Origin of the sequence: Streptomyces sp. NPDC086519 (genome assembly GCF_040686075.1) — a bacterium.
Lineage (GTDB): Bacteria > Actinomycetota > Actinomycetes > Streptomycetales > Streptomycetaceae > Streptomyces > Streptomyces shenzhenensis.
In genome coordinates this window covers 388,940-414,076 of the sequence record NZ_JBFBJL010000001.1, presented here as the reverse complement: position 1 = coordinate 414,076, position 25,137 = coordinate 388,940, and the positions used below count along the sequence as shown (strand labels likewise).

25 protein-coding genes and 1 tRNA gene are annotated in these 25,137 nt (G+C 72.3%); 12 read left to right on the top strand and 14 right to left on the bottom strand.

All coding sequences use genetic code 11. From position 1 onward, the window contains the following. The first annotated feature begins 3 nt into the window (after positions 1-3). Entirely contained in the window at positions 4-924 is a 921-nt protein-coding gene (locus tag AB0P24_RS01915) for a helix-turn-helix transcriptional regulator (protein ID WP_365789995.1), read from the top strand. A 373-nt stretch (positions 925-1,297) separates the two neighbouring features. Here AB0P24_RS01915 and AB0P24_RS01910 read toward each other — a convergent pair whose 3' ends face one another. Both AB0P24_RS01910 and AB0P24_RS01905 read right to left on the bottom strand, forming a co-directional pair. Continuing rightward, on the bottom strand, positions 1,298-2,512 hold the full coding sequence (locus AB0P24_RS01910; RefSeq protein ID WP_365789993.1) for an acyl-CoA dehydrogenase family protein: 1,215 nt from the start codon (positions 2,510-2,512) through the stop codon (positions 1,298-1,300). Between the two features lie 6 nt (positions 2,513-2,518). Then, on the bottom strand, positions 2,519-3,541 hold the full coding sequence (locus tag AB0P24_RS01905; RefSeq protein WP_365789991.1) for a phosphotransferase family protein: 1,023 nt from the start codon (positions 3,539-3,541) through the stop codon (positions 2,519-2,521). 325 nt (positions 3,542-3,866) lie between these two features. Here AB0P24_RS01905 and AB0P24_RS01900 point away from each other — a divergent pair, with 325 nt between their 5' ends. Further along, on the top strand, positions 3,867-4,808 hold the full coding sequence (locus AB0P24_RS01900) for an NADP-dependent oxidoreductase (RefSeq protein WP_365789989.1): 942 nt from the start codon (positions 3,867-3,869) through the stop codon (positions 4,806-4,808). Positions 4,809-4,821: 13 nt separating this feature from the next. On the opposite strand, the gene AB0P24_RS01895 is transcribed toward AB0P24_RS01900, so the two are convergent. From AB0P24_RS01895 to AB0P24_RS01880, 4 genes are all read right to left on the bottom strand, one after another. Further along, entirely contained in the window at positions 4,822-5,136 is a 315-nt protein-coding gene (locus tag AB0P24_RS01895; RefSeq protein ID WP_365789987.1) for a DUF202 domain-containing protein, read from the bottom strand. Beyond that, positions 5,133-5,525: a DUF202 domain-containing protein gene (locus AB0P24_RS01890; RefSeq protein WP_365789986.1), complete on the bottom strand. Its 393-nt coding sequence runs from the start codon at positions 5,523-5,525 to the stop codon at positions 5,133-5,135. Before AB0P24_RS01890 ends, AB0P24_RS01895 begins: the two co-directional genes overlap by 4 nt. Positions 5,526-5,698: 173 nt before the next feature. Next, positions 5,699-6,208: an NUDIX domain-containing protein gene (locus tag AB0P24_RS01885; protein WP_365789984.1), complete on the bottom strand. Its 510-nt coding sequence runs from the start codon at positions 6,206-6,208 to the stop codon at positions 5,699-5,701. Between the two features lie 32 nt (positions 6,209-6,240). Next, the gene (locus tag AB0P24_RS01880) at positions 6,241-7,134 is read right to left on the bottom strand and encodes a DMT family transporter (RefSeq protein WP_365789982.1); all 894 of its coding nucleotides are present in this window, start codon (positions 7,132-7,134) and stop codon (positions 6,241-6,243) included. Positions 7,135-7,562: 428 nt separating this feature from the next. Here AB0P24_RS01880 and AB0P24_RS01875 point away from each other — a divergent pair, with 428 nt between their 5' ends. The 3 genes from AB0P24_RS01875 (at position 7,563) to AB0P24_RS01865 (ending at position 9,948) form a co-directional block, all read left to right on the top strand. Next, positions 7,563-8,513 carry a hypothetical protein gene (locus tag AB0P24_RS01875; protein WP_365789980.1) on the top strand — a complete coding sequence of 317 codons (951 nt, stop codon included), beginning with the start codon at positions 7,563-7,565 and terminating at the stop codon, positions 8,511-8,513. Between the two features lie 87 nt (positions 8,514-8,600). Then, a complete protein-coding gene (locus AB0P24_RS01870) occupies positions 8,601-9,341 on the top strand; it encodes a molybdopterin-dependent oxidoreductase (protein ID WP_365789978.1) in 741 nt (246 codons plus the stop codon). Beyond that, positions 9,325-9,948: a cytochrome b/b6 domain-containing protein gene (locus AB0P24_RS01865; protein WP_365789977.1), complete on the top strand. Its 624-nt coding sequence runs from the start codon at positions 9,325-9,327 to the stop codon at positions 9,946-9,948. The genes AB0P24_RS01870 and AB0P24_RS01865 overlap by 17 nt, the downstream gene beginning before the upstream one ends. Positions 9,949-10,141: 193 nt before the next feature. On the opposite strand, the gene AB0P24_RS01860 is transcribed toward AB0P24_RS01865, so the two are convergent. Continuing rightward, the gene (locus AB0P24_RS01860; protein ID WP_365789975.1) at positions 10,142-11,539 is read right to left on the bottom strand and encodes a gluconate:H+ symporter; all 1,398 of its coding nucleotides are present in this window, start codon (positions 11,537-11,539) and stop codon (positions 10,142-10,144) included. A gap of 54 nt (positions 11,540-11,593) precedes the next feature. After that, positions 11,594-12,112 (bottom strand): gluconokinase, encoded by a 519-nt coding sequence (locus AB0P24_RS01855; RefSeq protein WP_365789973.1) that lies wholly within the window; start codon positions 12,110-12,112, stop codon positions 11,594-11,596. A gap of 160 nt (positions 12,113-12,272) precedes the next feature. Here AB0P24_RS01855 and AB0P24_RS01850 point away from each other — a divergent pair, with 160 nt between their 5' ends. After that, a complete protein-coding gene (locus AB0P24_RS01850; RefSeq protein WP_365789971.1) occupies positions 12,273-12,974 on the top strand; it encodes a FadR/GntR family transcriptional regulator in 702 nt (233 codons plus the stop codon). Between the two features lie 2 nt (positions 12,975-12,976). Here AB0P24_RS01850 and AB0P24_RS01845 read toward each other — a convergent pair whose 3' ends face one another. The 4 genes from AB0P24_RS01845 to AB0P24_RS01830 all read right to left on the bottom strand — a co-directional run bounded on the left by AB0P24_RS01845 (position 12,977) and on the right by AB0P24_RS01830 (position 19,518). Continuing rightward, a complete protein-coding gene (locus tag AB0P24_RS01845; RefSeq protein WP_365789969.1) occupies positions 12,977-13,378 on the bottom strand; it encodes a YchJ family protein in 402 nt (133 codons plus the stop codon). Positions 13,379-13,390: 12 nt separating this feature from the next. After that, the gene (locus AB0P24_RS01840; RefSeq protein ID WP_365789966.1) at positions 13,391-14,773 is read right to left on the bottom strand and encodes a M1 family metallopeptidase; all 1,383 of its coding nucleotides are present in this window, start codon (positions 14,771-14,773) and stop codon (positions 13,391-13,393) included. Positions 14,774-14,850: 77 nt separating this feature from the next. Then, positions 14,851-18,717 (bottom strand): Pls/PosA family non-ribosomal peptide synthetase, encoded by a 3,867-nt coding sequence (locus AB0P24_RS01835; RefSeq protein WP_365789964.1) that lies wholly within the window; start codon positions 18,715-18,717, stop codon positions 14,851-14,853. A gap of 357 nt (positions 18,718-19,074) precedes the next feature. Further along, positions 19,075-19,518: an ATP-binding protein gene (locus AB0P24_RS01830; protein WP_365789963.1), complete on the bottom strand. Its 444-nt coding sequence runs from the start codon at positions 19,516-19,518 to the stop codon at positions 19,075-19,077. A gap of 242 nt (positions 19,519-19,760) precedes the next feature. Here AB0P24_RS01830 and AB0P24_RS01825 point away from each other — a divergent pair, with 242 nt between their 5' ends. Together AB0P24_RS01825 and AB0P24_RS01820 are read left to right on the top strand one after the other, a co-directional pair. Continuing rightward, positions 19,761-20,627, top strand: coding sequence for a helix-turn-helix transcriptional regulator (locus tag AB0P24_RS01825; protein WP_365789961.1), 867 nt, complete (start codon positions 19,761-19,763; stop codon positions 20,625-20,627). Positions 20,628-20,630: 3 nt separating this feature from the next. Continuing rightward, positions 20,631-20,882, top strand: coding sequence for a DUF397 domain-containing protein (locus AB0P24_RS01820; RefSeq protein WP_365789959.1), 252 nt, complete (start codon positions 20,631-20,633; stop codon positions 20,880-20,882). A 92-nt stretch (positions 20,883-20,974) separates the two neighbouring features. Here AB0P24_RS01820 and AB0P24_RS01815 read toward each other — a convergent pair. After that, a tRNA-Leu gene (locus AB0P24_RS01815) sits at positions 20,975-21,062 on the bottom strand. Between the two features lie 211 nt (positions 21,063-21,273). On the opposite strand from AB0P24_RS01815, the gene AB0P24_RS01810 reads away from it, so the two are divergent. The 3 genes from AB0P24_RS01810 (at position 21,274) to AB0P24_RS01800 (ending at position 23,979) form a co-directional block, all read left to right on the top strand. Beyond that, the gene (locus AB0P24_RS01810) at positions 21,274-22,599 is read left to right on the top strand and encodes a M20/M25/M40 family metallo-hydrolase (RefSeq protein WP_365789957.1); all 1,326 of its coding nucleotides are present in this window, start codon (positions 21,274-21,276) and stop codon (positions 22,597-22,599) included. Between the two features lie 145 nt (positions 22,600-22,744). Beyond that, positions 22,745-22,978 carry a chaplin ChpH gene (chpH, locus tag AB0P24_RS01805; protein ID WP_365789955.1) on the top strand — a complete coding sequence of 78 codons (234 nt, stop codon included), beginning with the start codon at positions 22,745-22,747 and terminating at the stop codon, positions 22,976-22,978. 152 nt (positions 22,979-23,130) lie between these two features. Beyond that, a complete protein-coding gene (locus tag AB0P24_RS01800) occupies positions 23,131-23,979 on the top strand; it encodes a chaplin (protein WP_365789953.1) in 849 nt (282 codons plus the stop codon). An 85-nt stretch (positions 23,980-24,064) separates the two neighbouring features. Here AB0P24_RS01800 and AB0P24_RS01795 read toward each other — a convergent pair whose 3' ends face one another. Then, the gene (locus AB0P24_RS01795; RefSeq protein WP_046732800.1) at positions 24,065-24,253 is read right to left on the bottom strand and encodes a DUF5703 family protein; all 189 of its coding nucleotides are present in this window, start codon (positions 24,251-24,253) and stop codon (positions 24,065-24,067) included. A gap of 47 nt (positions 24,254-24,300) precedes the next feature. Here AB0P24_RS01795 and AB0P24_RS01790 point away from each other — a divergent pair, with 47 nt between their 5' ends. Further along, complete coding sequence (locus AB0P24_RS01790) at positions 24,301-25,038, top strand: hypothetical protein (RefSeq protein WP_365789951.1); 738 nt, start codon at positions 24,301-24,303, stop codon at positions 25,036-25,038. Positions 25,039-25,137: the final 99 nt, after the last annotated feature.

The following is a 25,137-nucleotide window of genomic DNA, read 5'->3' as shown; positions in this document are numbered from 1 at the left end:
CCCATGAGCTCTGACCAGCACAGCAACGAGCTGGCACGGTTCCTGCGCGCCCGCCGTACCCAGATCACCCCAGAGCAGGTCGGCCTTCCCACCGGCCCGGGGCTGCGCCGCACCCCGGGACTGCGCCGCGAGGAGCTGGCCACCCTCGCCGGAGTCAGCATCGACTACTACACCCGCCTCGAACGCGGCAAGGAGACCCGGCCCAGCCCCGCGGTCGTCGACTCCCTCGCCCGCGCCCTGCGCCTGGCGGGGGACGAGCACGAGCATCTGCGCAGTCTGGCCGCCCGGGCCGCCCGAACCGCCCCCGAGCCGCCCACCGCGCCCAGCCGCACGGTGCGCCCCGGGGTCAGGCTGCTGCTGGAGAACCTGCGGCCGGGCCCCGCCTACGTCCTGAGCCGCACCCTGGACGTCCTCGCCGCCAACCCGGGCGGCCTGCACCTCTACGCGGGTATCGACAGCTGGCCGGCCAAGCAGCGCAACCTCGCGCGCTACTACTTCCTGCACCCCGCCGCCCGCGACCTGTTCCCCGACTGGGACAGCCAGATCCGTGGCTGCGTCGCCCGCCTGCGCGCCCTGGCCGGCACCGACCCCGACGCCCCCGACCTGGCCCAGCTCGTCGGTGAACTCCTCCTCAAGAGCGAGGACTTCGCCCGCCTGTGGGAGCGCTACGACGTGCGCGCCCATCGCCCCGGCACCAAGCGCTTCCGGCACCCGCAGGTCGGCGACCTCACCCTCGGCTACCAGTCCATGACGCTCGAAGGCACCCCCGGCCACCGCCTCGTCGCCTACTACGCCGACCCCGAGACCCCCGACCACGACGCCATGGTCCTCCCTGACATGCTCGGCACCCAGCGCACCCCCGACCCCGTCGACCGTGCCGAGGCACCGGCTCACGACCGGCGACCGGGACCGGACGGCCGCTGACCGGCCCGCCGCCGTCACCGGTGGCGCACGGAGAGGTACGCGTTCGGCGGCACCCACGCCGCACCACGGGCGCCGGGCAACGCGCTCGGGGCGCTGCCGCCCGGCGCGCCCGCGGCCGTCACGACCGACGAGCGGCGGACGGACGCATCGGATCCGGACGGGTCCGGCGCCGCCGTCGAGCGGCTGGTGGCCGAGAGCCGTCTCGCACCGCTGGAACGGACCCGGCTCAGGCACCGGTCGACGACCACCGGCGAGCCGGTCTTCGGCCGGCCGGTGGCGAAAACGGACGGGATGAGGCGGACGGGACGAGGCGGACGGCGAGGGGCCGGCGCGGGCATGGCGGGTGCCCGCACCGGCCCCGACGGCGCGGCGCCTACAGGTACTTCTTCAGCTCCCGCCGCGCCAGCGAGCGCTGGTGCACCTCGTCCGGCCCGTCGGCGATCATCAGCGTGCGGGCCCCGGCGTACAGGTCGGCCAGCGGGAAGTCCTGGCTGACACCGCCCGCACCGTGCAGCTGGATCGCGCGGTCGATGATGTCGACGACCGCACGCGGCGTCGCGATCTTGATGGCCTGGATCTCGGCGTGCGCGCCCCGGTTGCCGACGGTGTCCATCAACCAGGCGGTCTTGAGCACCAGCAGCCGCAGCTGCTCCACCGTCACCCGGGCGTCGGCGATCCAGTTGTGCACCACGCCCTGCTGGGCCAGCGCCTTCCCGAAGGCCGTCCGGGACACCGCCCGCCTGCACATCAGCTCGATCGCCCGCTCGGCCATGCCGATCAGCCGCATGCAGTGGTGGATCCGGCCGGGACCGAGCCGGGCCTGGGCGATGGCGAAGCCGCCGCCCTCCTCGCCGACCAGGTTCGACACCGGCACGCGCGCGTGGTCGAAGAACACCTCGGCGTGGCCGCCGTGGTAGTGGTCCTCGTAGCCGAAGACCTTCATCGCGCGCTTGACGGTGACGCCCGGGGTGTCGCGGGGGACCAGGACCATGGACTGCTGGCGCCGGATGTCGGTGCCGTCCGGGTCGGTCTTGCCCATCACGATGAAGATCTTGCAGTCCGGGTTCATCGCCCCGGAGATGTACCACTTGCGGCCGGTGATGACGTAGTCGTCGCCGTCCCGCTCGATGCGGGTGGTGATGTTGGTGGCGTCGGAGGAGGCCACCTCCGGCTCGGTCATGGCGAACGCGGAGCGGATCTCACCGGCCAGCAGCGGCTCCAGCCACTGCTTCTTCTGCGCGTCGTCACCGAACTGGGCCAGCACCTCCATGTTGCCGGTGTCCGGCGCCGCGCAGTTCAGCGCGGTGGGCGCCAGGTGCGGGGAACGGCCGGTGATCTCGGCGAGCGGCGCGTACTGGAGGTTGGTGAGGCCGGCGCCGTACTCGGCGTCCGGGAGGAAGAGGTTCCACAGGCCCTGCCTGCGCGCCTCGGCCTTCAGCTCCTCCACCACGGCCGGGGTGTCCCACGGCGAGGCCAGCGCGGCCCGCTGCTCCTCGGCCACCGTCTCGGCCGGATAGACGAACTCGTCCATGAAGGCCAGGAGTTGGGCGCGCAGCTCCTCGGTGCGCGCGTCGAACGCGAAGTCCATGACTGGTCAGCCTTCCTGAAGAGTGGTCAGTCCGTGGTCGATGAAGACGGGGACGAGATCGCCGATGCGGTCGAAGCCCTGCCCGAGCGTCTGGCCCAGCGTGTACCGGTAGTGGATGCCCTCCAGGATCACGGCGAGCTTGAACCAGGCGAACGCCGTGTACCAGGAGATGTGCGAGACGTCCCGCCCCGAGCGGGCGGCGTACCGTTCGACCAGCTCCCGGGGCTCCGGGTGGCCCGGCGCCTCGGCGGTCGTGGACACCGGGGAGTCCGGCGCGCCCAGCGGCAGGCTGTACATCACCAGCAGACCCAGGTCGGTCAGCGGGTCGCCGAGCGTCGACATCTCCCAGTCGAGAATCGCCTTGATCCGGTCGTCGTCGCCGATCAGGACGTTGTCGAGACGGTAGTCGCCGTGGATCACCGTGGGCGCGGGCGACTCGGGCAGCCGGCGGCCCAGGGTCGCGTGCAACTCGTCGATGCCGGCCAGCTCGCGGTTGCGGGAGGCGTCCAGCTGCTTGCCCCAGCGGCGCAGCTGCCGGTCCAGGAAGCCCTCGGGGCGGCCGAAGTCGCCGAGGCCGACCTCCGCGGGGTCCACGGCGTGCAACTCGACGAGCGTGTCCACCAGGGAGAGCACGGCGTCACGGGTGCGCTCGGGGCCGAGCGGGACGAGCTGGTCGGAGGTGCGGTACGGGGTGCCCGCCACGAACTCCATCACGTAGAACGGCGCGCCGAGGACCTCCTCGTCCTCGCACAGCAGCACCGGCCGCGGCACCGGCACCTCGGTCGGGTACAGCGCGCTGATCACCCGGTGCTCGCGCTTCATGTCGTGCGCGGTGGCCAGGACGTGACCCAGCGGCGGCCGTCGTACGACCCACTTCGAGGTGGAGTCGGAGAGCGCGTAGGTGAGGTTCGACCGGCCGCCCTCGATCAGCCTTGCGGTCAGCGGACCGGTCACCAGGCCGGGGCGCTCGCGGTCGAGCAGGCCGCGCAGCCGGTCGAGATCGAGTCCGGGCGGGTGGTCGGGGCTCATGCATCGCTCCTACGAATGAATGAACAGGACCCGACTTATGATGCCGACCAGTCGGTATGTCGTCCAGCGCGTGCACCAAACGTGACCGGGACCACCCTACGGCCCGGACAGCGCGCGACGGCCCTCCCCGCGCGCCGGGGCGGGGGAGCCGCCACGGGCGAGGGGCCGGGTGAGGGGCCGGGTGAGGGGCCGCCTCGGTCGTCGGAAAGGACCGGTACGGGGCTCAGGAGCCTGGCCTGATGCCGGCCCGCGGACCGCCACGCGAACGGCGCACGTACCGGCATCCCGGTTGCGTGGCGTCCCGGTACCCCGGAGGGTCGTGTGCATGAAAGGCATCAGCTACAGCCGGTACGGCGGCCCCGAGGTGCTGGAGTACGGCGAGGTCAAGGACCCGAAGGTCGGCCCCGACTCGGTGCTGGTGAAGGTCCGCGCGGCGGCCGTCAACCCCGTCGACTGGAAGTGCCGCGAGGGTCATCTGCACGGCGTCCTGGACGCCGTCTTCCCGGTGATCCCCGGCTGGGACGTCTCCGGGGTCGTCGTGCAGCCGGGCTCCGCCGTCACGGAGTTCGCGGTCGGCGACGAGGTGATCGGCTACGTCCGCGAGGACTTCCTCTCCCGGGGTACCTTCGCCGAGTACGTCGCCGCCCCGGTGCGCACCCTCGCCCGCAAGCCGCGCAACCTCACCTTCGAACAGGCCGCCGGGCTGCCGCTGGCCGGCCTCACCGCCTACCAGGTGCTGGTGCACGCCCTGGAGGCCAAGCGCGGCGAGACGATCCTCGTGCACGCCGCCGCCGGCGGGGTCGGCTCCCTCGCCGTGCAGATCGCGGCCCATCTCGGTGCCCGGGTCATCGGTACGGCGAGCGAGCGCAACCACGACTTCGTCCGCGGTCTCGGCGGCGAGCCGGTCAGTTACGGCCCGGGCCTCGCCGAACGCGTGCGGGGACTGGCCCCGGAGGGGGTGGCCGCCGTCTTCGACACCGTGGGCGGGGAGACCCTGATCGTCTCGGCGAACCTGCTCGCCCCCGAGGGCCGGATGGCCTCGATCGCCGACCCGGACGTCGTCGACTTCGGCGGCCGGTACTGCTTCGTACGGCCCGACGCCGAGGACCTGACCCGGCTCACCGCGCTCGCGGAACAGGGCGTGATCACCGTCCACGTCGCCGAGACGTTTCCGCTGAAGGCGGCGGCCGACGCGCAGCGCCGCAGCCAGGAGGGGCACACCCGGGGCAAACTGGTGGTCACCGTGGACTGGCCGGAGGAGGGCTGAGCCGCGGCTGATCTCAGACGACCAGTGCGGCGGCGCACAGGGCGATGGCGACCGTGCACAGCACCGCCCCGGTAGCCCACCGGGGGGCCAGTGCCGCGGGGCGGCCGGCGACCGAGAGGGCGCGGATACGGCGGTGGGCGACCAGGAGGAAGCCCAGCCACAGGACGCAGCAGGCGGCGCAGGCGACCACGCCGGCGGCCGAGGCGCCGCCGTGCAGGGCGGTCTTCGCCGCGAGGATGGCGGCGACGGTCGCCGACAGCGTCGTACGGCGCCAGGCCAGCCGGGTCCGCTCCGGCTGCAGCCCGGGGTCGCGGGCCGGCTGCGTCATCCCTCCCACCCGACGAGTACGACGACGACCATCGCGACGGCGACCACGGCGATGACCACGCTCAGCAGCGCCGGGAACCGGGAGACCGGCAGATCCTCACCGCGCCGCATCGCCCGCTCGCAGCGCATCCAGTGGTTGACGGCACGCAGCGAGCAGAGCACGCCGGCGCCGAGGAGTGCCAGGGCGAGGCCGAGGCGCCAGCCCCGGCCGAGGTCGGGCAGGAACTGGTCCACCGCGAATCCGCCGCCGATGAGGGCGAGGGCGGTGCGCAGCCAGGCCAGGAAGGTCCGCTCGTTGGCGAGGGAGAAACGGTAGTCGGGGGTCGTCCCTTCCTGGCGCACCTCTTCGGGGGCGAACCACAAACGGACGTTCCGCGCGAATTCGATCACGTGCCGGAAGCCTACCTGGGGGTGGGAGGGCCGATGTTTCGGCCGCGGGTGCGCGGGGGCTGGTCGCGCCCACGCGGCGGAGCCGCATATCGACTACAGCCCCGCGCCCCTGAAGGGGCGCCATCCGTCCAGCCGCGGGCAGCACCCTGCTGGCGCCGGTAAGCGTCCCCACCTCAGCCCCGATGCAGCCGCAGCTTCTCCCAGGCCGCCAACCCGTCCGGCACCCACTCCCACTCCCCGAGCCGCGACACCACCTCCTCGTCCGTCAGGAAGTCGTGCCACGCCACCTCCTCCACCTGCGGCCGCACCGGCAGCTCGCAGCGCACCTCGTACACCGCCGACCACCAGCTCTGCCCGGCCCCGTCGTGGTACAGGAACTTGAAGAGGAACGTCGGCCGCGGCAGCCCGCAGACGCCGAGTTCCTCCTCGGCCTCCCGCAGCGCCGCGTCGTCGTAGGACTCGCCCGCCCCCACCACGCCCCCGACGAACATGTCGTACAGGGAGGGGAAGACCAGCTTGGTCGCGGTGCGGCGGTGCACGAAGACGCGGCCGGCGGTGTCGCGGGCCTCGATGAAGACGCAGCGGTGGCGCAGACCCCGGGCGTACGCCTCGCCGCGCGGGGACTGCCCGATGACCTGGTCGTGCTCGTCGACGATGTCGAGGATCTCGTCAGCAGCGCTCATGCCGCCATCCAAGCAGGCGGACGGCCCGCCCGTCAGCGCGGCTGAAGGTCGAGCGACGGCTCCCTCGGCGCCGTACCGCGCGGCATCGCGGGATGCAGCCCGAGCAGCACGATGCCCGCCACGATCGCCGCGAGCCCCGCCGCCTCCCAGGCCAGCGCCCCGGTGTCGGTGCGCAGCCGGTCCCCGAGGAATCCGACCCCGCACAGGATCCCGGCGAGCGGCTGGGCCGCGGTGAGCGCGGGCAGCGAGTTGCGCAGCTCCGCCGTCTCGAACGCGCTCTGGACGAGGATCAGCCCGGTGACCCCGAGGACCAGCACGCCGTACGGCTGCCAACCGGTCAGCACCTCCATGACGCCGCCCTCGGAGAAGCGGGTGCCGGTGACCCGGGTCAGCGCGTCCTGGACGCCGTAGAGCAGGCCGGCGGCGAGGGCGAGCAGGGTGGGGCCGGCGCTGAGGCGGGACCGTTTGGCGTAGGTCGTGAGCAGCAGGGCGGTGCCGACCATCACGCCGATGATGAGCCAGTGGCGCGCCGGGTCGGTGACGGCGTCGCCGCCGCGTGGCTGGCCCGCCAGGATGAACGTGGTCACCCCGCCCGCGAGCAGGACGAGGCCGGCCCAGCCCTGGTGGCTGAGGGGATGCTTGGTCTGGTGCCGGGAGAGCGCGAGGGCGAACAGGAGGTTCGTCGCGAGCAGCGGCTCGACGAGGGAGATCTCGCCCTTGCCGAGGGCGACCGCGCCGAGGATCATGCCGGCCACCATCAGGCCGATGCCGCCGAGCCAGCGCGGCACCCGCATCAGGTCGAGCAGCAGCCGCGGCGACAGGAAGTCGCTGAGCGGTGCCTTCTGGGCGACGTTCTGCTGGAGCACGAACCCGAAGCCCAGGCAACAGGCCGCGCTCACGGCGAGAATCAGAACCAGAACGGACACGCTTCGTACCTCGATCTGCGGCCGGGCTACGGAGTGCGTAGTGGCCGACTGTAGCGCTCCCGGATGGGGATTGCTCCGGGGCTACCCGGAACCGGGCGGTTGACTCGGTCACGCTGCCCGTGTCGACCACGATGGGCGGGCCGGGGCGGTGCGGGACCGTATGGCCATGGTCCGACGCCCGGGCGGCCCGCGCCATGGCGTACGCCACAGCCGGCACCCGGTGCCCCACCGCCACGGTACGCCCATCGGCTCCCGGCGCGCGTCAAGTTCGCCCAGGCGCAACGTAGTTGAACGGAGTACCGGACCCGTTCAGCTTGACGCAAAGTCTTAGCTGGGGGTTTGCTGTGCGTGATCGGCCGATGGCAGCCCGACAATCAGGAAGTTCCGCGGTGCCCCCAACCCCGCCCCTCTTAGGCCCAGGCCCGGCCGTGTCAGACCACCGCCCGGCCCTCGCCGAAGGCCTCCGCGCGGCCACGCACCCCGGGTGCGAGTACTGTCCCGACGACGCCCTCGGCGACGACGAACTCATCTCGGCCAGGGCCGCGTTGGCGCAGGGCCGCTGGCAGTCCGCCCGCTCCCTGTTGCTCCACACGGGTGACGACTGGGACCGTCGCGGCCACCGGGCCACCGTCCTCGCCCACGAGCCCTACGCCATCGCCTGGACCCGCGAGTGGCTGCTCGCCGAGCCCGACTCCGCCGGCGCCGCCACCCTGCACGCCCTGACCCTGGTCCGGCGCGCCCTGCGCGGCAAGGAGGATCCGGAGCGCGCCCGCGAGGCCTGCGCCGGCGCCGCCGCGCTCGCCCCCGCCGACCCCACCCCGTGGCTCGGCCTCCTCCTGGTGGCCCGCCACCTGGGCACCGACGAGGAGACGCGCCGGGCCTTCACCGAGGTGCGCCGCCGCCATCCCGAGCACCACCACGCCCACCACCTGATGGCGGCCCGGATCGCGGAGACCGAGAGCCGGGGGGCGGACGAACTGCGCGCCTTCGCCGAACGCGCGGCGGCCGAGGCCCCGGCCGACTCCCCGCTCGCCGTCCTGCCGGTCGTCGCGTACACCGAACGCCACCGGGTGCTCGCCGCCACCGGCCGGGCCCCCGCCGACCCGGCCGCCGCCGGGCACTGGACCGAGCCGTCCGCGCTGCGCGCCCTGGGCGCCGCCTTCGACTGGTGGCTGGAGTGGGGGAACGAGGAGCACCCGCGCCGCCACGTCGATCTCAACCACCTCGCCCACGCCACCTTCGGCGCCGGCCGGTACGCCGAGGCCGCGGCCCTGTTCCAGCGCGTCGGCCGCCATGCCACCGCGGCACCCTGGTCGTACCCGGACCGTGACCCGTGCGAGGCGTTCCGGGCGGCCCGGGAGCGGGTGCTGGGAGGCTGAGGGGAGATTCATGAGAAGACATTGTGGATTCCTTACGGCCGCCGGAATCCGTGGCCGGGCCCGCCCCGAAGGTGTTCGAATGAGTGCGTGAACTCTGAACAGTCCGAGGAGCCGCGGCGTACCGAGGAGGGCAGCCCGGTCGGGCGCCGGGTGTTCCTGGGCACCATCGGCCTCGGCGCGCTCGGCCTGGTCACCGCCCCGGTGCTGCAACGCGTCACCGAGTCGGTCCTCGGTGCCTTCTCCGGCAAGGACCCCACGGGCCTGACCGGCCTCCTCCCGAACGGCGGCGGTTTCCGCTACTACTCGGTGACCGGGTCGGTGCCGGACCGGACCGCCGCCGACTACCAGCTGAAGATCGACGGGCTGGTCGACAAGCCGCGCACGTACACCCTGGCCGACCTGCGGGCCCTGCCGCAGACCAGGCTGGTCAAGGACGTCCAGTGCGTGACCGGCTGGCGGGTGCCGGACACGCCCTTCGAAGGCGTCCGTCTCTCCCGTCTGCTGGACCTGGCGGGCGTCCGGGACTCCGCGAAGGCGATCCACTTCACCTGCTTCGACGGCGCGTACACCGAGAGCCTCACCCTCGACCAGGCGCGCCGCCCGGACGTCCTGGTCGCGCTGCGCATGCAGAACAAGGTGATCACCCACGACCACGGCGGCCCGGTCCGCCTCTACGTCGCCCCCATGTACTTCTACAAGTCGGCCAAGTGGCTCTCCGGCATCACGGTCACCGACAAGGTCGAACCGGGTTACTGGGAGAGGCTGGGCTACGACGTCGACGCCTGGGTCGGCCGCTCGAACGGACGTGACGATGAGCCTACGAGCTGAGGCCCCGGCCGCCACGGACCGGCTGCACCGCTTCACCGCCGCCGAACGCTGGGTGCACCGCACCACGGCGCTGCTGATGGGCCTGTGCGTCGCGACGGCCGCCTGCCTCTACATCCCGCAGCTGGCGGTCCTCGTCGGCCGCCGCGAACTGGTCGTCCGCATCCACGAGTGCGCGGGCCTCGCCCTGCCCGTCCCGGTCCTCCTGGGCCTCGCCTCCCGTGCCTTCCGCAGGGACCTCGGCTTCCTGAACCGCTTCGGCCCCCACGACAGGCTCTGGCTGCACGCCGCCCTGAGCCGTGACAAGCGCCGCTCCTCCCGCCCGGCGGGCAAGTTCAACGCCGGCCAGAAGATCTACGCGAACTGGATCGCCGGCGCCACCCTCGTCATGCTCGGCACGGGCCTGCTCATGTGGTTCACCCACCTCACCCCGCTGATGTGGCGGACCTCGGCCACCTTCGTCCACGACTGGCTGGCCCTGACGATCGGCATCGTCCTGGCCGGCCACATCGGCATGGCCCTGGGCGACCCGGAGGCCCGACGGGGCCTGCGCACGGGCACGGTGAGCCGGGAGTGGGCCAAACGCGAACACCCCCTGTGGCGGCCCTAGCCCTGCGGGGCTTGCGCACAGCACTCCGGCGGCACCTCGGGCACCGCGGAGCACGACCGCTGTGGCTGATCGCCGTCGCGGCGGGGAGAACCGCGGAAGCCGCCGCTCCTCTCGTCCCGCCGCGACGGCGATCAGCCGGGACGGCGGAGTCCGGCGGGGCACCGTCTGCCGCACCGTCGGACTCCGCCCGCTCCTAGATCACCAAGGACAGCAGCAGGACGAGGCCGCCCCCGACCACCGAGATGATCGTCTCCATCACGGACCAGGTCTTGAGTGTCTGGCCGACGCTCAGGCCGAAGTACTCCTTCACCAGCCAGAACCCGGCGTCGTTGACATGGCTGAAGAACAGCGAGCCCGCGCCGATGGCCAGCACGAGGAGGGCGGTGTGGGCGGTCGACATGTCGGCCGCCAGGGGAGCCACCAGGCCCGCCGCCGACACCGTGGCCACCGTCGCCGAGCCGGTCGCCAGCCGGATCGCCACCGCGATCAGCCAGGCCAGCAGCAGCGCCGGGATCGACCAGTCCTTGGAGATCTCCAGGATCATCTGGCCGACACCGCAGTCGATCAGCGTCTGCTTGAAGCCGCCGCCCGCACCGACGATCAGCAGGATGCCCGCGATGGGCACGAGCCCCTTCTCGACGGTCTCCGAGAGGCGCTCCCTGGAGAATCCGGCCTGCCTGCCCAGCGTGAACATACCGACGATCACGGCCGCGAGCAGCGCGATCAACGGGGAGCCGATGACGTCGAAGACGCGCTGGACGGTGTGCGCCGGGTCGTCGACGACCACGTCGACCAGCGCCTTGGCCAGCATCAGGACGACCGGCAGCAGGATGGTGGCGAGGGTGGCGCCGAAGCCGGGGCGGTTCTCCAGGTCCTCGGACGGGCGCTGCGGGAGCATCCGGTCGGGAGCCTGCACGTCCACCCAGCGGGCCGCGACCTTCGAGAACAGCGGACCGGCGATGATCACGGTCGGTATCGCGACCAGGACGCCGAGGGCCAGGGTCAGGCCCAGGTTCGCGTGGACCGCGTCGATCGCGACCAGCGGACCCGGGTGCGGAGGCACCAGGCCGTGCATCACCGACAGACCGGCGAGGGCCGGGATGCCGATGCGCATCAGGGAGTAGTGGCCGCGCTTGGCGACCATCAGCACCACCGGGATGAGGAGCACGATGCCGACTTCGAAGAAGAGCGGCAGCCCGATCACGGAGGCGATCAGCACCATCGCCCAGGGCATCGCCCGCCCGCCGGCCTTGGCGAGGATCGTGTCGACGATCTGGTCGGCGCCGCCGGAGTCGGCCAGCAGCCTGCCCAGGATCGCCCCGAGCGCGATCAGGACACCCACGCCGGCGACGGTGGCGCCGAGCCCGGTGGTGAAGCTGGTGATGACCTTGTCGAGCGGCGCCCCGGCGAACGCGCCGAGCGCGAGCGAGCCGATGGTGAGCGCCAGGAAGGCGTGGAGCTTGAACTTGGTGATGAGCAGGACGATGACGGCGATGCCCAACAGGACGGCGATGCCGAGTCGGGCGTGTCCGGCCGACGTGATGGGCGCGACGACGTCCGCTGCCAGCACCTCGACGCTGAGTCTGGTCACGGGGTGTTCCTTGTGGTCATGGGCCAGTTATGGGGACAAGAAAAGGGGGGTGTGTCACTGCGGGGTGAGGCCGGGCAGCGCGTCCAGCGCCCGCACGGCCCGTGCGGTGATCTCCTCGGGGCTGCCCGAGATGTCGACGGCGACGCCGGCCTCGTCCGCCTCCAGCGGCTGGAGCGTGGCGAACTGGGAGTCCAGCAGCGCGGTCGGCATGAAGTGACCCCGCCGGTGCGACATCCGGTCCTCGATCAGCTGCCGGTCGCCGGTGAGGTGCACGAAGACGAGGCCCGGGGCCGCGGCCCGGAGCCGGTCGCGGTACGCCCGCTTCAGCGCGGAGCAGCTGACCACGCCGCGCCCCTCCCGGCCGTGCGCCCAGGCGCCGATGGCGTCCAGCCACGGCCACCGGTCGGCGTCGTCGAGCGGGTGCCCGGCCGACATCTTGGCGATGTTGGCCGGCGGGTGGAAGTCGTCGCCCTCGGCGTACGGGACGCCGAGCCGGGCGGCGAGCAGGGGACCGATCGTGGTCTTGCCCGTGCCGGCGACGCCCATCACCGCGACGACGTGTGGGGTCCGCATCACTGCCTCGCTGTCTTCCTCGGGAGATCCGGACGACTGACACCGGCGTACGGCATCCGGCGTCGGCCTCACTGAAACCCATTAGGTACGACGAATTCAAGAGTCTGTGACATATAAGTCTGACTTTTTGTCCCCGTGATCCACTCGGTACGCTGAGTGCATGAGCACACCTGGCCGGGGCCTGCACGGCCGAGTACTGGACGCCCTCGGCCCGGCCATCACCGCGGGTGAGTACCCGCCGGGGAGCGTCCTGCGTACGGACGAGCTGTCCCAGCACTTCGAGGTGTCACGCTCCGTGATGCGCGAGGCGGTCCGGGTCCTCGAATCCATGCACCTGGTCGAGTCCCGCCGCCGGGTGGGCGTCACCGTCCGCCCCAAGGCCGAGTGGAACGTCTACGACCCGCAGGTGATCCGCTGGCGCCTGGCCGGCGCCGACCGCCCGCACCAGCTGCGCTCGCTCACCGTGCTGCGCTCGGCGATCGAGCCGGTGGCGGCCGGCCTGGCGGCGCGGCACGCCACGGCCGCGCAGTGCGCCGAGCTCACCGAGTGCGCCCTCGGCATGGTGGCCCACTCCCGCGGCCACGAGCTGGAGGAGTACCTGGTCCACGACGTGGCCTTCCACCGCGTGATCCTGACGGCCTCGGGCAACGAGATGTTCGCCCGGCTCGGCGACGTCGTGGCCGAGGTCCTCGCCGGCCGCACGCACCACGAGGTGATGTTCGAGGACCCCGACCCGGCCGCCGTCACCCTCCACGTCCAGGTCGCGGAGGCGGTACGCGAGGGCGACGCCCCCCGCGCCGAACAACTGACCCGCGCCATCACGACGGGCGCCCTCCAGGAACTGGACGTCCTGGCGCCGTAGCGCTACTGCTGCGGGAACACCCCGTCCAGATACACCCAGGCTCCGCCGACCCGCTCGAACCGGCTGCGCTCCTGAAGCGAGCCGCCCCTGTAGGAGGCCCGGAAGGTCACCGTGCCGGTGGAGTGGAAGGGGGAGCCGTCGGTCGTCGCCAGGATCTCCAGGCCGGTCCAGCGCATGCCGGGGTCCAGGTCGAGCCGGGCCGGACGGGTCCGGGGATGCCAGGTGCGCAGCAGGTACGGCTCGTCACGTTTCACGAAGGCGCTGTAGCGCGAGCGCATCAGCGTCTCCGCCGTGGGCGCCGCCGCCTCGCCCCGGTGGAACCGGCCGCAGCACCTCTCGTACGTCTCCGCCAGACCGCACGGGCAGGCGGCGGGCGGCTGCTGCCGGGAGCGTTTCGGTGTCATCCGCCCGCCCCCCTACGCCGACTCGGCGTTGGTGGGCGGCTGGGCCGGGCGGGCCGGGACGACCGGGGCGGGCAGTGCGGGCAGTGCGGGCAGCGCCGCGCGGTGCACCCAGGCGTCGAGAAGGCCGTCCAGCGGCTCCTCCGCGAACCGGTTGACGTGGGCCGTGAACATCGCGGTCGTCACGGACCCGCCCCGGTGCAGGCCCGCCCACGCGCGCAGCATGTGGAAGAACCGGTCGTCGCCGAGCGCGCAACGGATCGCGTGGACCGTCACACCGCCCCGCTCGTAGAGGCGGTCGTCGAACATCGACTTCCTGCCGGGGGCGGCGATCCGGATGTCCTGCGGCAGCCCGGACAGCAACCGGTGGGCGGCGGCCGCCAGTTGCTGGGCGCTGCGGCCGCCCGAGCGCTCCGACCACAGCCACTCCGCGTACTTGGCGAGCCCCTCGTTCAGCCAGATGTGCCGCCAGTCGGCGATGGACACGCTGTTGCCGAACCACTGATGAGCGAGTTCATGCGCCACCAGCCGCTCCGAACCCCGGGCCCCGTCCACGTGGTTGACGCCGAACAGCGACAACCCCTGGGCCTCGACGGGGACATCGAACTCCTCGTCGGCGACGACCACGGCGTACTCACCGAAGGGGTACGGCCCGAACAGCCGCTGGAACAGGTCCATCATCGCGGGCTGCCGCGCGAAGTCCCGTGAGAACTCCGGCAGCAGATGCGCCGGTATGTGCCCGTGCATCGGCACCCCGCCGATGCCGGGGTCGCCCAGCAGCACGGTCTGGAACTTGCCGATCGCGAGGCTCAGCAGATAGCTCGACGTCGGTGCCGCCTGCTCGTACACCCAGGTCGTCGTGGACGCCTTCGCGGTACGGGTGAGCAGCCGGCCGCCGGCCACCACCGAGTACGCCGACGGGCAGGTGACCGAGAGCAGGTACGACGCCTTGTCGGCCGGCCGGTCGTTGCACGGGAACCAGGAGGGCGCGCCGACCGGCTGGCTGGCCACCAGCGCGCCGTCCGCCAGCTCCTCCCAGCCGATCCCGCCCCACGGGCTGTTCACCGGCTTCGGGTTGCCGGACCAGTGGATCTCCACGGTGAAGGCGGCCCCGGCGCGCGGCGGCTTCGCCGGCTTGATCCGCAGCCTGCCGCCCCGGTGCGTCCAGTGCGGCTGGCGGCCGTCCACCCGGATCCGGCCGATCTTGAAGTCGGCCAGGTTCAGCTGGAACTCGGACAGGGCGGCCCGGCCCGCGATCGCGTTGATCCGGGCCGTGCCGGCCAGGCGATTGGGTCCCGGCCGGTAGTCCAGCGTGAGCTCATAACGATGCACCCGGTACCGGGGATCGCCGTTGTCCGGGAAGTACGGGTCCGGACCCGCTGACTGCTGCACTGCCACTTCCGCGTTCGCTCCCTGCGCTGTGCTCGAACCGTCTCTCGGCGCACCGACACCCGCGGTCACCGGACGGCCCGCGCTCAGGGACGCCATGCCTCGATCGGATTGCCGAGCCAGCGGGTGTCGTCGGGAACCGACTCCGCCGCCATGACGAGGGACGCGGGCCCCAGGGTGGTACGGGCCCCGACCGTGCTGCCGGGCAGCACGATCCCGCCAGGACCCAGTGTGGCGCCCTCACGGAGGACCACAGTATCCGTCCGCAAGATCCGGTCGTGGAAGAGGTGAGTCTGCAGCACGCAGCCGCGGTTCACCGTGGCCGCGTCCTCCAGGGTCACCAGATCCGTCTCCGGAAGCCAGTAGCTCTCCACCCAGACGCCCCTGCCGATGCGCGCACCGAGGCCGCGCAGCCACGCCGTCATCACGGGGGTACCCGGAACCGAGCCGGCCAGCCATGGCACCGCCAGCACCTCGACGAACGTGTCCGCCAGCTCGTTGCGCCACACGAACGAGCTCCACAGCGGGTGCTCCGCGCTGCGGTGCCGCCCGACCAGCACCCACTTGGCCAGCACCGAGACCAGGCCCGCGAGCGCACCGGCACCGAGCAGCACCAGCCCCGACAGCAGCGGCGCCCAGACACCGAGCGCGCACAGCGCGGCCACCGTCAGGCCGGCCAGCGCCACCGAGCACAGCACCGGCACGATCCTGCACGTCTCCACCAGGGCCCGCGCCCACAGCAGCCGCGCGGGCGGCTCGTAGGTACGGCTCTGGTCACCGTCGGCCGCGCTGCGCGGCAGCTTCACCGGCGGCAGCCCCAGGTACGACGTGCCCTTCTTGGCCTTCTTCGGCGTCGCCGAGAGCACGCCGACAAGTCCGCCGTCCGGCACACTGCGCCCCGGCGCGGTCATCCCGGAGTTCCCGAGGAACGCCCGCCGCCCGATCTCCGCGCGCCCGATCCGCACGTACCCGCCGCCCAGCTCGTACGGCGCGGTCAGCGTGTCGTCGGCCAGGAACGCGCCCTCGCCGACCGTCGTCAGACTCGGCAGCGCGAGCACGGTCGACACCTCGGCGCCCTTGCCGATCCGCATCCCGAGCAGCCGCAGCCACACCGGCGTGACCAGGCCGGCGTACAGCGGGAAGAGCGTCTCGCGGGAGCGGTCCATCAGCTGGGACACCGTCCACGCCTGCCAGCCGATCCGGCTGTGCGTCGGGTAGGTGCCGGCGCGCAGCCCCAGGCTCAGCAGCCGGACCGAGACCAGGATCAGCAGCGCGTACGCCAGCCCGAACGCCAGCGTGGCCGGGACCAGCGCGGCCGCCGCGCCCCGCAGGGCCTCGGCCAGGCCGTCCCCGGGGGCCACGAAACGCCCGGCGGCCAGCAGCGCGGCGCCACCCGCCAGCACCGGCAGCGCGCTGAGCGCGAAGCCCGTCAGGCCGTACATCACCCGCCAGTAGGTGCCGCGCTGCGGCCGCTGCTCGGGCCAGTTCCGCTTGGCCTTGCCCAGCTTGACCGCCGGGGCGCCGGCCCAGCGCTGGCCGGTCGGGATCTGCCCGGTGACCGCGGAGCCGGGGGCCACCTCGGCGCGCTTGCCGACCCGGGCGCCCGGGAAGAGCATGCTGCGCGTCCCGACGACCGCGTGGGCGCCGATCCGGACCGGGCCGATGACCAGCCGGTCGCCGTCCAGCCAGGAGCCGGACAGGTCCACCTCGGACTCCACGGCCGCGCCCCGCCCGATCCTGAGCAGGCCGGTGACCGGCGGCAGCGAGTGCAGGTCCACCTCGGGGCCGATCCGGGCGCCCAGCGCCCGCGCGTACCGCTCCAGCCAGGACCCGGTCAGCGTGGTCGCCCCGGCGGACTCGGCCAGCCGCTCCGCCGCCCACAGCCGCAGATGGACCGAGCCACCGCGCGGATACGTGCCGGGCTCCACGCCCCCCAGCAGCAGCCGCGCGCCACCGGCCGAGATCGCGATCCGGCCGGGCGGCGTGAACAGCACCACGGCCCCCAGAGCCACCAGCCACCAGGGCGCGCTGGGCAGCCAGCCGTAGCCGTCCAGCACATTGCCGAGCGCGGCGAGGACCACCGTCCAGCGCAGACCGAGAAGGGTGAACAGCGGGAGCAGGAGCAGCAGCTGCACCACCTGGGCGGCGCGCGGCACGGGCACGATCGTGCGCTCGGTGCCGTCGTCCTGCACGGACTCTTCCAGCCGCCGGGCCAGCTTGCGCAGCACCGGCTGCTGGTAGACGTCGAGGACGGCCGCGCTCGGGTAGCGGGTGCGCAGCCGGGTGGTGAGCTGGGCGGCGGACAGGCTGCCGCCGCCGATCGCGAAGAAGTCGTCGAAGGCGCCGCTCACCGGGATGCCGAGGACCTCGGTCCACTGTTCGGCGAGCCAGGCCTCGGTGCCGTACAACTGTTCGGCCGGACCGCCGGTCGCCAGGCCCTCCAGCGGCCAGGGGAGGGCGTCGCGGTCGACCTTGCCGGAGGTGCGGGTGGGCAGCTCGGCGACCGGCGCCAGCAGCGGCACGAGGGCGGCCGGCAGCTCGGTGCGCAGCTTCCCGACGGCCGCCGCGTGGTCCCAGCCGTCCTGGGTGACGACATAGCCGACCAGGAGCTGGTTGCCGCCGCGCGCGGTCCGTACGGCCGCCGCCGCGCCCGCGACGCCGGGGAGCGCCTGGAGGGCCGCGTCGACCTCGCCCAGCTCGATCCGGCGCCCGCCGAGCTTGATCTGCTCGTCGGCGCGCCCGAGGAAGACCAGCCCCTCGCGGTCGGCCCGCACCAGGTCACCGCTGCGGTACGCCCGCTGCCAGCCCAGCGACTCGAGGGGCGCGTACTTCTCCGCGTCCTTCTCGGCGTCGAGGTACCGGGCGAGGCCGACCCCGCCGATCACCAGCTGGCCGCTCTCGCCCATGGCCACGGGCACGCCCGCGTCGTCCACCACGGCCAGCTCCCAGCCGTTCAGCGGCAGCCCGATGCGGATCGGCTCCTCGCCGGTCATCAGGGCCGCACAGGCGACCACGGTGGCCTCGGTGGGCCCGTAGGTGTTCCAGACCTCGCGGCCCTCGGTCACCAGGCGCTGCGCCAGCTCGGGCGGGCAGGCCTCGCCGCCGAAGATGAGGAGGCGGACGTCGTTGAGGGTCTCGGGCTCCCAGAGGGCGGCCAGGGTGGGCACGGTAGAGACGACGGTGATCTCCTGCTCGACCAGCCAGGAGCCGAGGTCGGCCCCGCTGCGCACCTGGGAGCGCGGCACGGGCACCAGGCAGGCGCCGTGGCGCCAGGCCAGCCACATCTCCTCGCAGGAGGCGTCGAAGGCCACGGAGAGGCCCGCCATGACCCGGTCGCCCGGGCCGATCGGCTCCTCGGCCAGGAACAGCGCGGCCTCGGCGTCCACGAAGGCGGCGGCGCTGCGGTGGGTGACGGCGACGCCCTTGGGCTTGCCGGTGGATCCGGAGGTGAAGATGATCCAGGCGTCGTGCTCGGCCCCGGGCCGGCCGGCGGGCTGTGCGGACTCGCGGCGGACGTCGATGTGCAGACCGGCGCCGAGGACGGCCGCCACCTCCGCCTCACCGAACACCAGTGCCGCCCGCTCGTCCGGGTCCTCGGCGTCGACGGGCACGTAGGCGGCACCGGCGGCGAGGACACCGAGCACGGCGACGTACAGGTCGTTGGTCCCGGAGGGAACCCGGACGCCCACCCGGTCCCCGAGCCCGATCCCGGCCTCGGTGAGCCGCCGGCGCAGTCGCGCCACCTCGACGGCGAGCGCGCGGTAGGTGAGCTGGGCGGTGCCGTCGTCCAGCGCGGGCTCGTCGGGGTGGGCCCGCACCGTGGCTTCGAACACGTCCACGAGCGTGCGCGGCGAGGCCGCCGGTCCGGCCGAGAACCGTGCCGTGTTCCCGAACTCCTCGCGGATCTCCTCGTCGAGCAGGCCGAGAGCACTGCTCCCGTCAATGGCTGCCATCCGGTCCTCGCGTCTCGTTCCCGGAACCCTCCGGGCGCCGGCGGGTCCGCAGGTCTGCCTGGGATTGTCCGGCTCCGGCTGGGTAACAAGCCGGAAATATTAGTACGACGCTAGGCTCCCGCTCCGCCGACAGCCACCCGAAGGCGGCCGTTCGGAGCACGCCCTTGACTCTTGAGCAGGCCCTGACCAGGGATTATCCGTCCACGGGGAGAGATGGGCCACACAGCGTGAGACAGGCCAACTCCATGTGTCCGGCGGCACCTACGGCAACGGCCGGCCCCGCGGCGCGGAGGGGAGAGCGCCGCGGAACCGGCCGTCACCGTGGGGGGTGGAGGAAACGTCACGGGGCGCCGGACGTCACGCGGCGCTGACCTCGGCCCAGATGGACTTGCCCCAGGGCAGATTGCCCACTCCCCAGCGGCCCGAGCAGAGCGCGTCGAGGATGAGCAGACCGCGCCCGCGGTCCCGTTCGACCGAGATGGGGCGCAGCCGGGGGCGGCGGCCCAGCGGGTCGTGCACCTCGACCCGGGTCCGGGAGCCGTCGGTGTCGATGACGAGGCGGACCGGGTCGTCCGGATCGGTCTCGTAGCGCAGGGAGTTGGTGACCAGCTCGCAGGTGACCAGGGCGACCGCGTCGATGTGGTCACGGGAGGCGTCAGGGGTGTGGTGCGCGATGAAGTCGCTCACGAACAGCCGGGCGGCCTTGGCCGACTGAGGCTCGCTGGCCAGTAACAGAACCGGCGGCGGGGCGACTTGCAGGGCGCGGGGTTCGGTCGTGGTGCTCCGCTGGCGTTCGATCATGTGCATCCCCTCACGGGCATGTCCCAACGCAGGCACGGTGGTTCGCCATGCGAGTGCGGTCACTGTCGTATTTCCCGGATTCATGGTGCCGTCACGGCACAGTCGATCGCAATACGTCCCACGGGATGTGAAATATTGCGCATCGAGTCGAGAGAGTTGCGAGACAAGTCGTCGGCCGGTGGCGGGGGTCGGGGCGGCACGGGCAGACTGTCGGGCAGTTCACCGGAGAGAAGGGGGAATCCGTGAGCACGCCCACGGTGCGCCGGCGACGGCTAGGTGCGAAGTTGCGCGAACTGCGCGGCGAACTCACCCTCGACGAGGTCGCCGAGCGCTCCGCAGGCACGTTCGTCTCCTCCAAGCTCTCCCGGATGGAGACCGGCAAGACGGCCCCCAAGGCAGCGGACATCGAGGCCCTGCTCCACCTCTACGGCGAACTCGGCCGCGACGTCAGCGACGAACTGCGCGCGGCCCTGATCACGCTCACCAAGGAAGGCGGCCGGCGCGGCTGGTGGCACTCGTACCGGGGTGTCCTCACCCCGGTCTACGAGGACCTCATCAGCCTGGAGGCGGAGGCCGAGACGGTCTCCACCTGGCAGCTGGGCATGATCCCCGGACTGCTCCAGACCGCCGAGTACGCCCGCGAGATCATCCGGGCGACCGCCATGTCCGAGGCGGTCGAGGCACGGGTCGACGCGCTCGTCGAGGTACGGCTGGCACGCCAGGCCGTCCTCACCCGGGACAGCGACCCGCTGGCGCTCTGGGCGATCATCTCCGAACAGGCCCTGCGTTCCACCACCGAGGATCCCGCCCTGATGTACGAGCAGTTGGGGCGCCTGCTTACGATGGGGCGGCGCCCGAACATCAACATCCAGGTGTTGCGCTCGGACGCTCCCCTGCACGCCGGACTCACCGGCACCTTCAGCATCCTGGGCTTCGGTCCGCACACGGACCTGGACGTCGTCCACCAGGAAGGGCTGACCTCCGCCCTGTACATCGAGGAACGTGATCGGGTCTCCACGCACCGGGCCGCGTGGCAACGCCTCACGTCTGCCGCCGAGTCCGTCGAGGCGTCGGTGGAACTGATCACCCAGATAAGGAAGAACGAATAAGGAATGAAGCACGCTGACGACGCGTCGACTCTGCCGGTGATCTGGTGGAAGTCCTCGGCGTCCGCATCACAGTCCGACTGCGTGGAATGCGGGATCGTCGACGAGGCGACGGTCGCCGTCCGTGACAGCAAGTGTCCCGACGGCCCCGCGCTCCTGCTGGGCCGCACCACGCTCCGTGCGTTCACCTCCACCCTCGCCCTCCGCGACGGCCGAATAGGCGGCCTCGTGGACGGCCTCGTGGACGGCCTCGGCTGAGACAGCGCGGCGCCCACCGCGAGGTGGTCGCCCGCACTCTGCCCAAAAAGCCCGGAAAACCAAGAAACCCCTGCTCAGCAGGGGTTTCTTCGTGGTGTCCGAGGGGGGACTTGAACCCCCACGCCCGATAAAGGGCACTAGCACCTCAAGCTAGCGCGTCTGCCATTCCGCCACCCGGACAAGGTGTCTGTCGTGCGAGGTCTTCCGTGCGGGTTTCCCTCGCGGCGACGAAGGAAACACTACCAGGCTTTCGGGGGCGGCCGATCACACCCCGTTCCGGGGCCCGCGGGCGTGAACGGCGTGTGACGGGCCGGGACCGGCCTTGGGCCCGGAGCGGGGAGGGAGGGAGGATGGCAGGGACCGGCCGGCAGTGACAGCAGGAGGAAGCAGCGTGAGCGAGACGGACACGGCCAAGGGCGTCACCGGTGAGGACGAGGTCGTGGACCTCTGCCGCGAGCTGATCCGGTTCGACACCAGCAACTACGGCGACCACTCCGGTCCCGGCGAACGCAAGGCCGCCGAGTGGGTCGCGGAGAAGCTCGCCGAGGTCGGCCTGGAGCCCAGGATCTTCGAGTCCCACCCGGGCCGCGCCTCCACGGTGGCCCGCATCGAGGGCGCGGACCCCTCCCGGCCCGCCCTGCTGATCCACGGCCACCTCGACGTCGTACCGGCCAACGCCGACGACTGGACCCACCACCCCTTCTCCGGCGAGGTCGCGGACGGGTGCGTGTGGGGCCGGGGCGCCGTCGACATGAAGGACATGGACGCCATGACCCTGGCGGTCGTGAGGGACCGGCTGCGCAGCGGCCGGAATCCGCCCCGGGACATCGTGCTGGCCTTCCTCGCCGACGAGGAGGCCGGCGGCACCTGGGGCGCCCGGCACCTGGTCGACAACCACCCGGACCTCTTCGACGGCGTCACCGAGGCGATCAGCGAGGTCGGCGGCTTCTCCTTCACGGTGAACGAGCAGCGCCGGCTCTACCTCATCCAGACGGCCGAGAAGGGCATGCACTGGATGAAGCTGAAGGTGGCCGGGACCGCGGGGCACGGCTCGATGATCCACCGCGACAACGCGATCACCGAGCTGTCCGAGGCCGTGGCCCGGCTCGGCCGGCACAGGTTCCCGGTGCGGGTCACCAAGACCACCCGGGCCTTCCTTGACGAACTCGGCGACGCGCTCGGCACCGAACTGGACCCGGAGGACATGGAGTCGACGCTGGCCCGGCTCGGCGGCATCGCCAAGCTGATCGGCGCGACCCTCAGCAACACCGCCAACCCCACCCAGCTGAACGCCGGGTACAAGGTCAACGTCATCCCCGGCGAGGCCACCGCACACGTGGACGGCCGCTTCCTGCCCGGTCACGAGGAGGAGTTCCTCGCCGACCTGGACCGGATCCTCGGCCCGAACGTGGTCCGCTCGGACGTGCACTCCGACAAGGCGCTGGAGACCAGCTTCGACGGAGCCCTGGTGGAGGCCATGCAGTCCTCGCTGCTCGCCGAGGACCCGACCGCCAAGGCGATCCCCTACATGCTCTCCGGCGGCACCGACGCCAAGTCCTTCGACGACCTCGGTATCCGCGGCTTCGGTTTCGCGCCGCTCAGGCTGCCGCCGGAGCTGGACTTCGCGGGCATGTTCCACGGCGTGGACGAGCGGGTGCCGGTGGACGGGCTGCGGTTCGGCGTGCGCGTGCTCGACCGTTTCATCGACGCGTCGTAAAGTCCTGGCTTCATATAATCGGGCGGCTGTACGAGGCCGAATGAGAAGAGTGAATGCGACGATAAGCTCGTAGCTCCATTACTCCCTCCTCGTTACTCCAGGCGTGATCCGCTCCTGCGAATCGCATTGCCAACAAGGAGGAATAATGCTCAAGAAGGTCGTCGCTGCTGCGGCTGCCACTGGTGGTCTGGTTCTCGCGGGTGCGGGCCTGGCCGTCGCCGACTCGGGTGCCCAGGGCGGTGCCGTGCACTCCCCGGGTGTCGTCTCCGGCAACGTGATCCAGCTTCCCGTGCACGTCCCGGTGAACGTCTGCGGCAACACGATCTCCGTGATCGGGCTGCTGAACCCCGCCTTCGGCAACACCTGCATCAACAAGTGACGCCGGCTCCCTGAGGGGCGTCTTTCCGTCGGCCCCGGAGCGCGCGCCACGCGCTCCGGGGCCGACCGGTTTTCCGCTTTTCCCGCGGGCTTTTTTCGAACGGATGTCCGCGCGGAATGCAAGGTCAGGATCCGAGGCAGGGGAATTCAGAAATGCGACAGGGTACCCGTAAGGGCCTTATGACAGTGGCCGCGGCGACCGGCGTGATCGCCGCGGCAAGCGGCTACGCCCACGCCGACTCGGGGGCGGTCGGCTCCGCCGCCGGCTCGGCCGGCGTGCTCTCCGGCAACACGGTGCAGGCGCCGTTGCACGTGCCGTTGAACATCTGCGGCAACACCGTGAACGTCGTCGGCGCCCTCAACCCGTCGATGGGCAACCGGTGCGCCGACCACGGCGGCGGGGGTGGTGCTTCGACGGGCCACGGCGGCGCCGGCGGCTCGCACGCCGGGGGCCACACCGCGGACTCGCCCGGTGTCGGTTCGGGCAACACCGTGCAGGCGCCGATCGACGTCCCGGTCAACGTCTGCGGCAACAGCGTCAACGTCATCGGCGTCGGCAACACCGCCGTGGGCAACGAGTGCGCCGACAACGGGGGTTCCGGACACCCGGGCCACCCCGGGCAGCCCGGTGGCGGTCACCCCACGCAGCCGCCCGGGCACGGAGATCACGGCGGCCACGGCGGGCACGGATGTCACGGCCACGGCACGCCGCCCGGAAAGCCGGGGAACCCCGGCACGCCGGGACAGCCGGGCCACCCGGGGACACCGGGCCACCCGGGGCAGCACCCGGGCACCCCTCCCGCTCACTCCGGGAACAAGACCGTCCCGACCGGTACCCACGGCTCCGGCCCGCTGGGCGGCACCTCGGTGAGTGCGCCGGTCGCCGCCGCGCAGCTCGCGCACACCGGCGGCGACCTTCCGCTGGGCCTCGCGATCCCGGCGGGCGCGGGCTCGCTGATCGCGGGCGCGGTGCTGTACCGCAGGGCGCGCGCCGCGGCGTAGCGCACGGACGGTGACGCACCGGCGGCGGTGCGTCGAACGGGACGGGCCCCGCGACGCGGGGCCCCCTCCCGTCAGTCGGCCAGTCTCACCATGTGGCACGCACCTGGCGGATGATCCGCCGGCGCAACCGCACCCTGCGGCTGCCGTCGCGCATGAGGCTCAGTCGGTCCAACTCCCAGTGTCCGTACTCGGCATGGTCCGTCAGCAGACGTGTCGCCTCCTTGCGGGACACCCCGCGAGGCACGTACACGTCGACAAATTCGTATTCCGGCATCGCATCTATTGTGCGGGCTGGTGCCCGGTACGGATAGCGTCTGCACTATGTCTGATGCTGCGCAGCCCACCGCTGCCGAGGTACGCGCCGCCGCCGAGGCGGTCAAGACCGCGCTCGACCGCCATCTGGCCGCGGTCGAACGCAGGTCGGGGGAGGACGACCCGGCTGTCTACGAGGCGTTCAACCAGCTTGCCGCGGCCGCCGAGGTCTACGACGAGCTTCTCTACGACCGCTACGACGAGGTCACGCCCTTCGAGATCCCCGGTACGGACGACTCGCTGCCGCCGTACGCGGGCCCCGAGGAGCCGAACGCGATCAGTGTGCTGATCCGCCGCGACTACGCCGTGGCCGAGCCGCAGCGGCTGCTGGCGCAGGCCCAGCGGGTCGAGGCGGCGGAGTACGACGACGGTCCCGGCGCGGACGAGGGCGCCGCCGGCACGATCCACGGGGCGCTGGGGGTCCTGTTCGGCGAGTTCGAGCCGGACGAGATCGCCTCCCGGCACAAGGAGTTCGGCCTGGAGGAGGGCGACTCGACGCTGTGGGTGACCGCGGCGGACGAGCAGGCCGAGCCCGGCGAGTGGCTGGAGGCGCCCTTCGAGGGGGTCGAGCCGCAGCGGGTGGTGTGCCGCTTCGACGTCAGCGCGGTCTTCGACGACGAGGACGACGAGGACGACGAAGACACAGACGGCGTGGACGGTGCGGACGCCGGGGACGCCGACGAACTGGACGACGACCTCGACCTGGACGAGGACGAGGACCTGGAGCCGTTGGACGCCGAGCGCTGAGCCGACGGCCGGCGGTGCCTTCCGGGGGTCGAGGCCGGACGGGCACCGCCGGTCGGCGCGGTCGTGGCTGATCGCCGTCGCGGCGGGAACAGTCCGGCG